This is a genomic window from Micromonospora sp. NBC_01392 (assembly GCF_045040125.1).
Classification (GTDB): Bacteria; Actinomycetota; Actinomycetes; order Mycobacteriales; family Micromonosporaceae; genus Micromonospora.
On record NZ_CP109549.1, the window covers coordinates 2,801,808 to 2,816,356 of the forward strand.

The 14,549-nt window shown below is 72.9% G+C and carries 13 protein-coding genes; 12 read left to right on the forward strand and 1 reads right to left on the reverse strand.

Annotated elements, in window-relative coordinates:
• Window positions 1–18: 18 nt before the first annotated feature.
• The 8 genes from pyrR to pyrF all read left to right on the forward strand — a co-directional run bounded on the left by pyrR (window position 19) and on the right by pyrF (window position 10,865).
• Window positions 19–603, forward strand: a complete 585-nt coding sequence (gene pyrR, locus OG767_RS12880) for a bifunctional pyr operon transcriptional regulator/uracil phosphoribosyltransferase PyrR (protein WP_405093609.1) — start codon at window positions 19–21, stop codon at window positions 601–603.
• Window positions 600–1,526 carry an aspartate carbamoyltransferase catalytic subunit gene (locus tag OG767_RS12885; RefSeq protein ID WP_107160042.1) on the forward strand — a complete coding sequence of 309 codons (927 nt, stop codon included), beginning with the start codon at window positions 600–602 and terminating at the stop codon, window positions 1,524–1,526. Before pyrR ends, OG767_RS12885 begins: the two co-directional genes overlap by 4 nt.
• On the forward strand, window positions 1,523–2,800 hold the full coding sequence (locus OG767_RS12890; RefSeq protein ID WP_405093610.1) for a dihydroorotase: 1,278 nt from the start codon (window positions 1,523–1,525) through the stop codon (window positions 2,798–2,800). The genes OG767_RS12885 and OG767_RS12890 overlap by 4 nt, the downstream gene beginning before the upstream one ends.
• Window positions 2,797–3,945, forward strand: coding sequence for a glutamine-hydrolyzing carbamoyl-phosphate synthase small subunit (gene carA, locus OG767_RS12895; RefSeq protein ID WP_405093611.1), 1,149 nt, complete (start codon window positions 2,797–2,799; stop codon window positions 3,943–3,945). The genes OG767_RS12890 and carA overlap by 4 nt, the downstream gene beginning before the upstream one ends.
• The gene (carB, locus tag OG767_RS12900; protein WP_405093612.1) at window positions 3,938–7,285 is read left to right on the forward strand and encodes a carbamoyl-phosphate synthase large subunit; all 3,348 of its coding nucleotides are present in this window, start codon (window positions 3,938–3,940) and stop codon (window positions 7,283–7,285) included. The genes carA and carB overlap by 8 nt, the downstream gene beginning before the upstream one ends.
• A gap of 94 nt (window positions 7,286–7,379) precedes the next feature.
• Window positions 7,380–8,393 (forward strand): quinone-dependent dihydroorotate dehydrogenase, encoded by a 1,014-nt coding sequence (locus OG767_RS12905; protein WP_405093613.1) that lies wholly within the window; start codon window positions 7,380–7,382, stop codon window positions 8,391–8,393.
• 176 nt (window positions 8,394–8,569) lie between these two features.
• The gene (locus tag OG767_RS12910; RefSeq protein ID WP_405093614.1) at window positions 8,570–9,844 is read left to right on the forward strand and encodes an adenosylmethionine--8-amino-7-oxononanoate transaminase; all 1,275 of its coding nucleotides are present in this window, start codon (window positions 8,570–8,572) and stop codon (window positions 9,842–9,844) included.
• A gap of 154 nt (window positions 9,845–9,998) precedes the next feature.
• Complete coding sequence (gene pyrF, locus OG767_RS12915) at window positions 9,999–10,865, forward strand: orotidine-5'-phosphate decarboxylase (protein WP_405093615.1); 867 nt, start codon at window positions 9,999–10,001, stop codon at window positions 10,863–10,865.
• A gap of 126 nt (window positions 10,866–10,991) precedes the next feature.
• Here the strand turns inward: pyrF and OG767_RS12920 are convergent, their stop codons facing one another.
• On the reverse strand, window positions 10,992–11,990 hold the full coding sequence (locus tag OG767_RS12920; protein WP_405094185.1) for an IS481 family transposase: 999 nt from the start codon (window positions 11,988–11,990) through the stop codon (window positions 10,992–10,994).
• 145 nt (window positions 11,991–12,135) lie between these two features.
• Between OG767_RS12920 and mihF the strand changes: the two genes are divergently transcribed.
• From mihF to coaBC, 4 genes are read left to right on the forward strand one after another with little or no spacing between them, the layout of a single operon-like run.
• The gene (mihF, locus tag OG767_RS12925; RefSeq protein WP_018785079.1) at window positions 12,136–12,453 is read left to right on the forward strand and encodes an integration host factor, actinobacterial type; all 318 of its coding nucleotides are present in this window, start codon (window positions 12,136–12,138) and stop codon (window positions 12,451–12,453) included.
• Between the two features lie 25 nt (window positions 12,454–12,478).
• Window positions 12,479–13,012: a guanylate kinase gene (locus OG767_RS12930; protein WP_405093616.1), complete on the forward strand. Its 534-nt coding sequence runs from the start codon at window positions 12,479–12,481 to the stop codon at window positions 13,010–13,012.
• A gap of 39 nt (window positions 13,013–13,051) precedes the next feature.
• Window positions 13,052–13,318: a DNA-directed RNA polymerase subunit omega gene (gene rpoZ / locus OG767_RS12935; protein WP_405093617.1), complete on the forward strand. Its 267-nt coding sequence runs from the start codon at window positions 13,052–13,054 to the stop codon at window positions 13,316–13,318.
• 14 nt (window positions 13,319–13,332) lie between these two features.
• Window positions 13,333–14,541, forward strand: a complete 1,209-nt coding sequence (coaBC, locus tag OG767_RS12940; RefSeq protein ID WP_405093618.1) for a bifunctional phosphopantothenoylcysteine decarboxylase/phosphopantothenate--cysteine ligase CoaBC — start codon at window positions 13,333–13,335, stop codon at window positions 14,539–14,541.
• Window positions 14,542–14,549 lie beyond the last annotated feature (8 nt).

Genomic DNA, 14,549 nt, shown 5'->3' on the forward strand with positions numbered 1-14,549 from the left:
CGGGGAAGGAGGTCCGCCGTGGCCTACCCATCGGCTGCCCATTCGTCGCCGCCGCGACAACCCTCGGTGAAGGTGATCCTCGCCGCAGCGGACGTCTCGCGGGTGGTCGACCGCATCGCCCACCAGATCCTGGAGAAGACCCAGGGCGCCGCCGACACCGTGCTGCTCGGCATCCCCACCCGGGGTGTGCCCCTGGCCCGCCGCCTCGCGGCCCGGATCAGCACGTTCGAGGACGTGACCGTTCCGGTGGGCGTGCTCGACATCACGCTCTACCGCGACGACCTGCGCCGGCACGCCACCCGCGCGGTCGGCCCGACCGACCTGCCGCCGGGCGGGATCGACGGCCGGCGGGTCGTGCTCGTCGACGACGTGCTCTTCTCCGGCCGCACCGTGCGGGCCGCGCTGGACGCGCTCAGCGACGTCGGCCGCCCGGCCTCCGTGCAACTCGCCGTCCTGGTCGACCGCGGCCACCGCCAACTGCCGATCCGCGCCGACTACGTGGGCAAGAACATCCCCACCGCGTTGGCCGAGAACGTCAAGGTCACCCTCGCCGAGACCGACGGCGCCGACGAGGTCAAGTTGTACGGGGGGAATCCCGCATGATCCGGCACCTGCTCTCCGGCGCCGACCTGGACGCCGACACCGCCACCCTGGTCCTGGACACCGCCGCCGAGATGGCGACCGTGGCCGGCCGGGAGGTCAAGAAGCTGCCCGCGCTGCGCGGGCGCACCGTGGTCAACCTGTTCTACGAGGACTCCACCCGGACCCGGATCTCGTTCGAGGCCGCCGCCAAGCGGCTCAGCGCCGACGTGATCAACTTTTCCGCCAAGGGGTCCAGCGTGGCCAAGGGCGAGAGCCTGAAGGACACCGCGCTCACCCTCCAGGCGATGGGCGCCGACGCGGTGGTGGTCCGGCACCCCGCCTCCGGCGCGCCGCACCGGCTGGCCGACTGGGTGGACGGGTCGGTGGTCAACGCCGGCGACGGCACCCACGAGCACCCCACCCAGGCGCTGCTGGACGCGTACACGATGCGGTCCCGGCTGGGCCGGCTCGCCGGCCTGCACGTGGCGATCGTCGGCGACGTGCTGCACTCCCGGGTGGCCCGCTCCAACGTGCTGCTGCTCACCACGCTCGGCGCCAAGGTCACGCTGGTCGGCCCGCCGACGCTCATCCCGGTCGACATCGCGACCGCGCTCGCCCCCGGCATCGACGTCTCCTACGACCTCGACACCGTTGCACCCGGTGTGGACGTGGTGATGATGCTGCGCGTGCAGCGGGAGCGGATGAGTGACTCCTACTTCCCGTCGGCCCGCGAGTACGCCCGGCGCTACGGGCTGGACGGGCCGCGCATGCGCCGGCTGCCCGAGCACGCGATCGTCATGCATCCCGGCCCGATGAACCGGGGGATGGAGATCACGCCCGAGGTCGCCGACTCACCCCGCTCCACCATCGTCGAACAGGTCGCCAACGGGGTCTCCGTGCGGATGGCCGTCCTCTACCTGCTGCTCGGAGGGAACAACCGGTGACCGCGTACCTCATCACCAACGTCAGCGTCGTCGGCGGCGAGCCGACCGACCTGCTCATCCGCGACGGCGTGGTGGCCGAGACGGGCCACGGGCTCGCCGCGGACGACGCCACCGTCATCGACGCGACCGGCCTGGTCGCGCTGCCCGGCCTGGTCGACCTGCACACCCACCTGCGCGAACCCGGCCGGGAGGACGCCGAGACGGTCGAGTCCGGCTCCCGGGCGGCGGCGCTCGGCGGCTACACGGCGGTCTGCGCGATGGCGAACACCTCGCCCGTCGCGGACACCGCCGGCGTGGTCGAGCAGGTCTGGCGGCTGGGCCGGGAGGCCGGCCTGGTCGACGTGCAGCCGATCGGCGCGGTCACCGTCGGGCTGGCCGGCGAGCGGCTGGCCGAGTTGGGCGCGATGGCCGACTCCGCGGCCCGGGTGCGGATCTTCTCCGACGACGGGCACTGCGTCGCCGACCCGCGGCTGATGCGCCGCGCGCTGGAGTACGTCAAGGCGTTCGACGGGGTGATCGCCCAGCACGCCGAGGAGCCCCGCCTCACCGAGGGCGCGCAGATGCACGAGGGTGAGGTCTCCACCCGCCTCGGCCTGACCGGGTGGCCGGCCGTGGCCGAGGAGGCCATCATCGCCCGGGACGTGCTGCTCGCCGAGCACGTGGGCAGCCGGCTGCACGTCTGCCACGTCTCCACCGCCGGCAGCGTCGAGGTGCTGCGCCAGGCCAAGGCGCGCGGCGTGCGGGTGACCGCCGAGGTGACCCCGCACCACCTGCTGCTGACCGACGAACGCGCGGAGAGCTACGACCCGGTCTTCAAGGTCAACCCGCCGCTGCGCACCGCCGCCGACATCGCCGCGCTGCGCGCCGCGCTGGCCGAGGGCGTGATCGACATCATCGCCACCGACCACGCGCCGCACGCCGTGGAGGACAAGGAGTGCGAGTGGGCGTACGCCCGGCCGGGCATGCTCGGCCTGGAGACCGCGCTCTCCATCGCGCTCGACGTGCTCGGCCCGCGGTGGGACCTGATCGCCGAGCGCATGTCGCGGGTCCCGGCCCGGATCGCCGGGCTGGCCGGGCACGGCCTCGACCCGGCCCCCGGCGTGCCGGCCAACCTGACAGTGGTCGACCCGGCGGCCCGACGCGTGATCGAGCCGGCCGAGCTGGCCAGTCGCAGTCGCAACACCCCGTACGCCCGCATGACGCTGCCGGGTCGCATCGTGGCGACCTTCCTGCGCGGCGAGCCGACGGTCCTGGACGGAAAGGCTGTCAAGTGAGCAGTAGGCGGAGAAGCGCGATCCTCGTCCTGGAGGACGGGCGCACGTTCCACGGCGAGGCGTACGGCAGCGTCGGGGAAACCTTCGGCGAGGCGGTCTTCAACACCGGCATGACCGGCTACCAGGAGACGCTCACCGACCCCTCCTACCACCGTCAGGTGGTGGTGCAGACCGCGCCGCACATCGGCAACACCGGCGTGAACGGCGAGGACGACGAGTCCGGCCGGATCTGGGTGGCCGGGTACGTGGTGCGCGACCCGGCCCGGATCGGCTCGAACTGGCGCGCCACCGGCGGGCTGGAGGACCGGCTCGCCGCCGAGGGCGTGGTCGGGATCAGCGGGATCGACACCCGGGCGCTCACCCGGCACCTGCGTGAACGCGGCGCGATGCGGGTCGGTGTCTCCAGCGTCGACGACGACCCGGCCGCCCTGCTCGATCGGGTCCGCCGCGCGCCGTCGATGGTCGGCGCGGACCTGTCCGCCGAGGTGACCACCGCCAAGCCGTACGTGGTGGAGGCCGTCGGCGAGCACCGGTTCACGGTGGCCGCGCTGGACCTGGGCATCAAGCGCAACGTGCCACGCCGGCTCGCCGCCCGCGGCGTCACCACCCACGTGCTGCCGGCCGGCTCGACGATCGAGGACCTGCTCGCCACCGGCGCGGACGCGGTGTTCCTCTCACCCGGCCCGGGTGACCCGGCGACCGCCGACGGGCCGGTGGCGCTGGCCCGCGAGGTGCTCACCCGCCGGATCCCGCTGTTCGGCATCTGCTTCGGCAGCCAGATCCTCGGCCGGGCGCTCGGCTTCGGCACCTACAAGCTGGGGTACGGCCACCGCGGCATCAACCAGCCGGTGCTCGACCGGGCCACCGGCAAGGTCGAGGTGACCAGCCACAACCACGGCTTCGCGGTCCAGGTGCCCGGGGTCTCCTCCGGCGCGGTCGTCCCCGATGAGGTGGTCGACACCGCGTTCGGTGGCGTCCGGGTCTCCCATGTCTGCCTCAATGACAACGTGGTCGAGGGGCTGCGGGCCGAGGACGTGCCCGCCTTCACCGTCCAGTACCACCCGGAGGCGGCGGCCGGCCCGCACGACGCGGACTACCTGTTCGACCGCTTCGCGGAACTCATCGAAGGCGGCAAGCATGCCTAAGCGGACCGACCTGAAGCACGTCCTGGTGATCGGCTCCGGGCCGATCGTGATCGGACAGGCCTGCGAGTTCGACTACTCCGGCACCCAGGCCTGCCGGGTGCTGCGCAGCGAGGGGATCCGGGTCAGCCTGGTCAACTCCAACCCGGCCACGATCATGACGGACCCGGAGTTCGCCGACGCCACGTACGTCGAGCCGATCACCCCGGAGTTCGTCGAGCTGGTCATCGCCAAGGAGCGCCCGGACGCGCTGCTGCCCACGCTGGGCGGGCAGACCGCGCTGAACACCGCGGTCGCGCTGCACTCCGCCGGCGTCCTGGAGAAGTACGGCGTCGAGCTGATCGGCGCCAACATCGAGGCGATCAACCGGGGCGAGGACCGCCAGCTCTTCAAGGACATCGTGGCCAAGGCCGGCGTACGCCTGGGTCTGGACGACCCGTCCACGCTGACCCCGCGCTCGCGGGTCTGCCACTCCATGGACGAGGTCCGCGACACCGTCGCCGACCTGGGCCTGCCGGTGGTCATCCGGCCGTCGTTCACCATGGGTGGTCTCGGCTCCGGGATGGCGCACACCGACGAGGACCTGGAGCGCATCGCCGGGGCGGGCCTGGCGGCCAGCCCGGTGCACGAGGTGCTCATCGAGGAGAGCGTCCTCGGCTGGAAGGAGTACGAGCTCGAACTGATGCGGGACCGCCACGACAACGTGGTGGTGGTCTGCTCGATCGAGAACGTCGACCCGATGGGCGTGCACACCGGCGACAGCGTCACCGTCGCCCCGTCGATGACGCTCACCGACCGGGAGTACCAGCGACTGCGCGACCTCGGCATCGCGGTGCTGCGTGAGGTCGGGGTGGACACCGGCGGCTGCAACATCCAGTTCGCGGTGAACCCGGCCGACGGCCGGATCGTCGTGATCGAGATGAACCCGCGGGTGTCCCGCTCCTCGGCGCTGGCGTCCAAGGCGACCGGCTTCCCGATCGCGAAGATCGCCGCGAAGCTCGCCATCGGCTACACGCTCGACGAGATCCCCAACGACATCACGCTCAAGACGCCGGCCGCGTTCGAGCCGACGCTCGACTACGTGGTGGTGAAGATCCCCCGGTTCGCGTTCGAGAAGTTCCCCGGCGCCGACCCGGAGCTGACCACCACCATGAAGTCCGTGGGCGAGGCGATGAGCCTGGGCCGCAACTTCACCGAGGCGCTGAACAAGGCGATGCGCTCGATGGAAACCAGGGCGGCCGGCTTCTGGACCGTCCCCGACCCGGCGGGCGCCACGAAGGAAAACACGCTGGCGGCGCTGCGGATGCCGCACGACGGCCGGCTCTACACCGTCGAGCGGGCGCTGCGCCTCGGCGCGTCGATCGCCGAGGTGGCCGAGGCGTCCGGCGGCATGGACCCGTGGTTCCTGGACCAGATCGCCGCGCTTGTCGAGCTGCGCGCCGAGATCGTCGACGCCCCGGTGCTCGACGCCGCGCTGCTGCGTCGCGCCAAGCGCGCCGGCCTGTCCGACCGGCAGCTCGCCGCGCTCCGCCCCGAGCTGGCCGCCGAGGACGGCGTCCGGACGCTGCGCCACCGGCTCGGGATCCGGCCGGTCTACAAGACGGTGGACACCTGCGCGGCCGAGTTCGAGGCGACCACGCCCTACCACTACTCGACGTACGACTCGGAGACCGAGGTGGCGCCCTCGGCCCGGCCCAAGGTGCTCATCCTCGGCTCCGGGCCGAACCGGATCGGGCAGGGCATCGAGTTCGACTACTCGTGCGTGCACGCCGTCCAGGCGCTCAGGGGGGTGGACTACGAGACGGTCATGGTCAACTGCAACCCGGAGACCGTGTCCACCGACTACGACACCGCCGACCGGCTCTACTTCGAGCCGCTGACGTTCGAGGACGTGCTGGAGGCGTGGCACGCCGAGGACTCGTCCGGCAAGGCGGCCGGCGGCCCCGGTGTGGTCGGGGTGATCGTGCAGCTCGGCGGTCAGACCCCGCTCGGCCTCGCCCAGCGGCTCAAGGACGCCGGCGTGCCGATCGTGGGCACCTCGCCGGAGTCGATCCACCTGGCCGAGGAGCGGGGCGCGTTCGGCGCGGTGCTGGACCGGGCCGGGCTGCGCGCGCCCGCGCACGGCATGGCCACCTCGTACGACGAGGCGAAGGCGATCGCGGACGAGATCGGGTACCCGGTGCTGGTCCGCCCGTCGTACGTGCTCGGCGGCCGGGGCATGGAGATCGTCTACGACGACGCCACGCTGCGCGACTACATCGGCCGGGCCACCGACATCTCACCGGACCACCCGGTGCTGGTGGACCGTTTCCTCGACGACGCCATCGAGATCGACGTCGACGCGCTCGTCGACGCGGACGGCGACGTCTACCTGGGCGGCGTGATGGAGCACATCGAGGAGGCCGGCATCCACTCCGGCGACTCGTCCTGCGCGCTGCCGCCGATCACGCTGGCCGGCTCGCACCTGACCCAGGTGCGCCGCTACACCGAGGAGATCGCCCGCGGCGTGGGGGTGCGCGGCCTGCTCAACGTCCAGTACGCGTTGCAGGGCGACACGCTCTACGTGCTGGAGGCCAACCCGCGCGCCTCCCGGACCGTGCCGTTCGTGTCGAAGGCGACGGCGGTGCCGCTGGCCAAGGCGGCGGCCCGGATCGCGTTGGGCGCCACGATCGCGCAGTTGCGGGCCGAGGGGATGCTGCCGCCGACCGGGGACGGCGGCACCATGCCGCCGAACGCGCCGATCGCGGTCAAGGAGGCGGTGCTGCCGTTCAAGCGGTTCCGCACGCCGTCCGGCAAGGGCATCGACGTGCTGCTCGGCCCGGAGATGCGCTCCACCGGCGAGGTGATGGGCATCGACACCGGCTTCGGCCAGGCGTTCGCCAAGTCGCAGGCCGCCGCGTACGGGTCGCTGCCCACCGCCGGGAAGATCTTCGTCTCGGTGGCCAACCGGGACAAGCGCGGCATGATCTTCCCGATCAAGCGCCTGGCCGACCTGGGCTTCGAGATCGTCGCCACCACCGGGACGGCCGAGGTGCTGCGCCGGCACGGCATCGCCTGCGAGCAGATCCGCAAGCACTACGAGTCGGGCGAGGGCGCGGACGCGGTCTCGCTGATCCTCGGCGGCGACGTCGCGCTGGTGGTGAACACGCCGCAGGGCTCGGGCGCGAGCGCCCGCTCGGACGGCTACGAGATCCGCAGCGCCGCCGTGACGGCGGACATCCCGTGCGTCACCACGGTTCCGGGCGCGGCGGCGGCGGTGATGGGCATCGAGGCGCGCATCAACGGCGACCTCCAGGTCCGCCCGCTCCAGGACCTGCACGCCGCGCTCCGGGCCAACGAGTGACCACCCCGACACCCGCGTCGATCATGAGGTTGGCGGCGGTGGAGGAGATCCACATCGCCGCCAACCTCATGGTCACCGATTCGGAGGGCGAACGGTGATCTTCGAGAAGGTGGTGCGGCCCCGGCTGTTCGCGCTCGGGGGCGGGGACGCGGAGGCGGCGCACGAGTGGACGCTGGCGCGGCTCGCCGGGCTGTCGCGACGGCCGGCGGCACTTGCGGCGCTGCGTCGGGCGTACTTCCGGGCCGCGCCGCGCACCGTGTTCGGCGTGCGGTTCCCGAACCCGGTCGGACTGGCGGCCGGGATGGACAAGAACGGCGTCGCGTTGCCGGCCTGGCCGGCGCTGGGCTTCGGCTTCGTCGAGGTCGGCACCGTGACCGCGCACGCCCAACCGGGCAATCCCCGGCCGCGACTGTTCCGGCTGCGCGACAGCGAGGCCGTGGTCAACCGGATGGGCTTCAACAACGCCGGCGCCGAGGCGCTCGCCGCCCGGCTGGCGGCGTTGCCGCGCCCGCTCGGCGTCCCGCTGGGCATCTCGCTGGGCAAGTCCAAGGTGACCCCGCTGGACGAGGCGGTCGAGGACTACCTCGCCTCCTACCGGGCGCTCAAGGGCCACGGCGACTACTTCGCGGTCAACGTGTCCTCGCCGAACACCCCGGGCCTACGGTCGTTGCAGGACCGGTCCCACCTGGACGCGCTGCTCGCCGCGCTGGTCGGCGAGAAACCGGTGCTGGTGAAGATCGCCCCGGACCTGACCGAGCCGGCCGTGGCGGAGCTGCTGGAGGTGTGCCTCGACCGGGGCGCGGCCGGCGTCATCGCCACCAACACCACGCTCGGCCGGGACGGGCTCGCCCCGGCCGACCGGGCGCGCGGCGCCGAGACCGGCGGCCTGTCCGGCCGCCCGCTGACCGCCCGCGCCCGCGAGGTGGTCGCCTTCGTGCACCGGGAGACCGGCGGACGACTGCCGGTCATCGGCGTCGGCGGCATCCTCGACCCGGACGACGCGACCCGCATGTTCGACGCCGGCGCCGCCCTGGTGCAGCTCTACACCGGCTTCATCTACCGCGGCCCCGCCCTCACCCGAGCCATCACCACCCGCACCACCCCCTGACCCCCCACCCACCCACCCACCCCACCCCACCCCACCCCCCGCCCCCCCACCCCACCCCCGCGCCCTGACCCCCGATCTCCCGCGCGATCTTGCAGTTCCCGCCCCAGCAAACCGAACATTTCGGGCGCAACGCGGGCCGAAAGTGCAAGATCGTGCGAGAGAGCGAAGGAGGAGCTGTGACGCCCGAGGAGATCCTCGCCCTGGACCGGCGGCACGTGTGGCACCCGTACGCGGCGTTGCCGCCGGCCGGCCCGCCGCTCGTGGTGGAGAGCGCGTCGGGGGTGCGGCTGCGGCTGGCCGACGGCCGGGAGCTGGTCGACGGGATGTCGTCGTGGTGGGCGGCGATCCACGGCTACCGCCACCCGGTGCTGGACGCGGCCGTGACCGACCAGCTCGGCCGGATGAGCCACGTGATGTTCGGCGGGCTCACCCACGAGCCCGCGGCACGCCTCGCGCGCACCCTGGTCGAGCTGGCCCCGGACGGCCTGGAGCACGTCTTCCTGGCCGACTCCGGCTCGGTGAGCGTCGAGGTCGCGGTGAAGATGGCCCTCCAGTACCAGCGCGCCGTGGGGCGCCCGGAGCGCCGCCGGCTGGGCACCTGGCGGGGCGGCTACCACGGCGACACGTTCCATCCGATGAGCGTCTGCGACCCGGAGGGCGGCATGCACCACCTCTGGGGCGACGTGTTGCCCCGGCAGGTGTTCGCGCCGCTGCCGCCGGCCGGCTTCGACGCCCCGCCCGACCCGGCGTACGAGGCGGCGCTGGTGGACGCCGTCGAGCGGCACGCCGCCGAGCTGGCCGCGGTGATCGTGGAGCCGGTGGTCCAGGGCGCAGGCGGGATGCGGTTCCACCATCCGCACTACCTGCGGGTGCTGCGCGAGGTGACCCGGGCACACGGCATTCTGCTGATCTTCGACGAGATCGCCACCGGCTTCGGCCGGACCGGGCGGATGTTCGCCGCCGAGCACGCCGGCGTCACGCCGGACGTGCTCTGTGTCGGCAAGGCGCTCACCGGCGGCTACCTGACGTTGGCGGCGGCGCTCTGCACCCCGGCGGTGGCCGGCGCGATCTCGGCCGCCGGCGTGCTGGCGCACGGGCCGACGTTCATGGGCAACCCGCTCGCCTGCGCGGTCGCGAACGCCTCGCTGGGCCTGCTGCGCGGCGGGGACTGGGCCGGGCGGGTGGCGGGGATCGCCGCCGGGCTGCGGGACGGCCTGGCGCCGTTGCGCGACACGCCCGGGGTGGCCGACGTGCGGGTGCTCGGCGCGATCGGGGTGGTGCAACTGGACCACGAGGTGGACCTGCCCCGGGCCACCGCCGCGGCGGTCGCCGAGGGGGTGTGGCTGCGCCCGTTCCGCGACCTCGTCTACACCATGCCGCCGTACGTCTGCGACGCCGCGGACGTGGCACGGATCGCCGCCGGCGTGGCGGCGGCGGTCAAGGCCGGTTGAGCCCCGATCGGGGCTGACGGGGCCGGTCGAGCCCGGCGGGGGCGGGTTCGGGGCCGACCGGCCGGCTGGGGCGGCCGGAGCGAGCTGACGCGACGGAAGGGCCGTCGCGGGACATCGGAGGCGGCCCGGAGCCGTCGGGAGAGGGAGAGACGCGATGGAGACGTTCGGCGCGCGCCTGCACCGGGCCGTGACGGAGCGGGGACCGCTCTGCGTGGGAATCGACCCGCACCCGGGTCTGCTGGCCGACTGGGGGCTGCCCGACGACGTCGACGGGCTGGAGCGGTTCAGCCGGACCGTGGTGGAGGCCATCGGCGACCGGGTCGCGGTGGTCAAGCCGCAGTCGGCGTTCTTCGAGCGCTTCGGCTCGCGCGGCGTGGCGGTGCTTGAGTCAACTATCCGACAGTTGCGTAATGTGGGTGCGCTCGTTCTCCTCGACGTCAAGCGCGGAGACATCGGCTCGACGGTCCGCGCGTACGCCTCGGCGTACCTCGATCCATCCAGCCCGCTGTATGTCGACGCGATCACCGCGAGCCCCTACCTGGGAGTAGGTTCGCTCGCGCCGATGGTTGAGACGGCCGCCGCGCACGGGGGCGGGGTCTTCGTCCTGGCGCTCACCTCCAATCCGGAGGGGGCCGCCGTGCAGCGCGCGGTGGGGCCCGACGGACGCACCGTCGCGCAGGCCGTCATCGACGAGATTTCCCAGCTCAACCGGGGTGCGGAGCCGCTCGGCAGCTTCGGTCTGGTGGTCGGCGCGACGATCGGCGAGACCGGCCACGACTTCGGCGGGCTGAACGGTCCGCTGCTCGCGCCGGGGCTGGGCGCGCAGGGCGGCACCCCCGCCGGGTTGCGTGCCGTCTTCGGCGCCGCGCTGCCGTCGGTGCTGCCGTCGTACTCCCGGGAGGTGTTGGGCGCGGGGCCGGACCCGACCGCCCTGCGGGCCGCCACGGAGCGGGCGCTGGCCGAGTGCCGGGCCGCCCTGACCACCGCCGGACTGACTGACGGCTCGGTCACTTTACGTTGATCATCGCGCGTCCACGTTGCCGAAAGCTCCGTTGACCGCTAGTTTTCCCCGCGCTGGGAACCACGGACCCCTTTGGTTGCCAGCGACACCACGTTTCACAGCTGCGGTGGGGCTCCGCCCGCCGTACTAGGTGTACTGCCCAGGGAGGTTGGTCAACCTGGTGACGGGCGGTTTGCCGTCGGTTGCGGTGTGGGGGCGGTGGTGATTGTAGTGATGGAGCCAGGCGGGTAGGGCCTTGCGGCGGGCGGCTTCGGATGTGTAGCACCGGCCGAAGGCCCAGCCGTCGGTCAGGGTTCGGTGGAAGCGCTCGACCTTGCCGTTGGTCTGGGGCCGGTAAGGACGGGTCTTCTTCGGGGTGATGCCGAGTTCCGTGCAGGCGTTGCGCCAGGCGTGGGACCTGTAGGCGGAGCCGTTGTCGGTCAACACTCGCTCGACGGTGACGCCCCTGGTGGTGAACCAGGCGACCGCGCGGTGGAGCACGGCGGTGGCGGTGGCGGCTTTCTCGTCCTGGTGGATCTCGGCGTAGGCGACCCGTGAGTGGTCATCGACGACGGTGTGCACGAACGCGGTCCCGATCCGCGGATCCCGATGGTGGTTGCGGGCGCCGGTGCGGCGGGCGGTGGCCTGCCTGTTGTGTTTGCCCTGGGCGCGGCCGACATAGCGCCACCCGCCGCCGTCGGGGATCTGGCCGAGCTTCTTGACGTCGATGTGCAGCATGGCGCCGGGGTGGTCGTGTTCGTAGCGGCGCACGGGCTCCCCGGTGCGCCGGTCGAGGTGCGACAGCCGGTTGATCCGGCAACGGGTCAGGACGGCGTGCACGGTCGAGGCGGGCATGCCGAGACGGCCGGCGATCTGCACCGGCCCCAGCCGCTGCTTACACCGCAGGTGCACCACTTTGCGCACCAGCGGCTGGCAGGTGCGGTTCGGGCTGTGACTCGGCCGGGATGACCGGTCGGCCATGCCATCGGCGCCGAGTTCGGCGTAGCGTGCCGCCCACCGTTTCGCCGTTGGCCAGGACACGTCATAGCGTTCCGCGGCCCGGGCGACCGGCCACCCCTGGTCCACGATCAGACGCGCCAGGCGAAGACGTGCACGCGGGGTCAAAGCGGCGTTAGCGTGGGACACGAAGGCCTCCTGGTTGGCGGAGCGGTTCCTAGACAGCTCCACTCCACAACCGGAGGCCTTCGTCATCACGTCTATCTACGTCGTGTCGTCACACAACCTCAACCAACGTCCCTGGGCAGTACAACTAGGGACCTGAGGAGAACTGGTGCCGCTCCCGTCACTGACCCCCGAGCAGCGCGCTGCCGCGCTGGAGAAGGCTGCGGAGATCCGCAAGGCCCGCGCTGAGCTGAAGGAGCAGCTCAAGCAGGGCAAGACCACCCTCGCCACCGTCCTCGCGCGGGCCGAGTCCGACGACGTCGTGGGCAAGCTGAAGGTTTCGGCAGTGCTCCAGGCGATGCCGGGCATCGGTAAGATCCGGGCCACCCAGATCATGGAGAAGCTCAAGATCGCCGACAGCCGTCGCCTTCGCGGCCTCGGCGAGCAGCAGCGCAAGGCGCTGCTGGGAGAGTTCGCCGCCAACTGAGCGGACCACCGTGTAGAAACAAGCGGTGAGCACGGATGACGAGGCGCGCTCGGCGGCTCGGCTCACTGTCCTGTCCGGTCCTTCCGGGGCCGGTCGGGGCAGTGTCGTCGAGCAGGTCCGGGCGCGCCTTGCGTCCGTGCGGGTGCCGGTGGTCGCCACCACCCGGCCGCCGCGACCGGGCGAGCGGGACGGCGTGGACCGGCTCTTCCTCGACCCGGTCGGCTTCGACCGGCTGATCGCCGCCGACGAGCTGCTGGAGTGGTGCCGGATCGGGCCGTACCGCCGGGGGGTGCCCCGGGCGCACGTGCGGTCCCCCCTGGCGCAGGGCCGGCCGGTGCTGCTGCCGCTGGACCTGGCCGGCGCGCTCGCCGTCCGCGCCGTCGTGCCGGAGGCCCGGCTGGTGCTGCTCACGCCGCCGGCGTACCGGGCCGACCCGCTCGTGGCGGCCGCGTTCGCACATGCCGTGGCGCACGACCGGACCGAGCGTGCCGCGGCCGAGCTGGTAGGATTGCTCGGTTCGTCATTCCTGGCACCGGCCCGACCGCCACCGCGCGGTTGAGCGACGGCCGCCGCCGAGCGAGACGCAGAGGTCAAATTCGTGGGATCCATCGCCACCAACCCCGAGGGCATCACCAACCCGCCGATCGACGAGCTGCTCGAGAAGACCACCTCGAAGTACGCGCTGGTCATCTTCGCCGCCAAGCGGGCGCGTCAGATCAACGCCTACTACAGCCAGCTCGGTGAGGGCCTCCTGGAGTACGTCGGCCCGCTGGTGGAGACCACTCCGCAGGAGAAGCCGCTCTCCATCGCCATGCGTGAGATCAACTCGGGCCTGCTCACCGCCGAGCCGACCGACCAGCCGTAACTCCGCCCGCGCCGATGCCCGCCGAGATCGTCCTCGGGGTCGGCGGCGGCATCGCCGCCTACAAGGCGTGTGAGCTGCTCCGGCTCTTCACCGAGTCGGGTCACCGGGTCCGGGTCGTGCCGACCGCGTCGGCGCTCCGCTTCGTCGGGGCGCCGACCTGGGCGGCGCTCTCCGGCCAGCCGGTCGCCGACGACGTCTGGTCCGACGTGCACGAGGTGCCGCACGTGCGCCTCGGGCAGCGCGCCGACCTGGTCGTGGTCGCGCCCGCCACCGCCGACCTGCTCGCCAAGGCCGCCCACGGCCTCGCCGACGACCTGCTCACCAACACGCTGCTGACCGCGCGGTGCCCGGTGTTGCTGGCGCCGGCCATGCACACCGAGATGTGGGAGCACCCGGCGACCGTCGCGAACGTGGCCACGCTGCGGTCCCGGGGCGTCCGGGTGATCGAGCCGGCCGTGGGTCGGCTCACCGGTCGGGACACCGGCAAGGGCCGGCTGCCCGACCCGGCGGAGATCTTCGCGGTCGCCCGCCGGGCGCTGGCCCGTGGCGTCGCCGCGCCGGCCGACCTGGCCGGCCGGCACGTGGTGGTCACCGCCGGCGGCACCCGCGAGCCGCTCGACCCGGTCCGGTTCCTGGGCAACCGGTCCTCCGGCAAGCAGGGGTACGCGTTCGCCCGCGCCGCGGTCGCCCGGGGCGCCCGGGTGACGCTGGTCTCGGCCAACGTGGCGCTCGCCGACCCGGCCGGGGTGGACCTGGTGCGGGTCGGCACCACCGAGGAGCTGCGCGCGGCGACGCTGGCCGCCGCCGCCGACGCGGACGCCGTGGTGATGGCCGCCGCGCCGGCCGACTTCCGCCCGGCCAGCTACGCCACCGGCAAGATCAAGAAGTCCGAGGGTGGCCCCGCGCCGACCATCGAGCTGGTCACCAATCCGGACATCGCCGCCGAGCTGGGCCGGAACCGTCGGCCCGGCCAGGTGCTCGTGGTGTTCGCCGCGGAGACCCACGACGCGGAGGCCAACGGCCGGGCCAAGCTGGCCCGCAAGCGCGCCGACCTGATCGTGGTCAATGAGGTCGGCGTCGACAAGGTGTTCGGCGCGGAGACCAACGCCGCCGTCGTGATCGGCGCCGACGGGGCCGTGCACCGGTTCCCCGAGCAGCTCAAGGAGGCCCTGGCCGACGCCGTCTGGGACCTCGTGGCCGGCCGCCTGGACGGCCCGTCCTGACCCTTGGT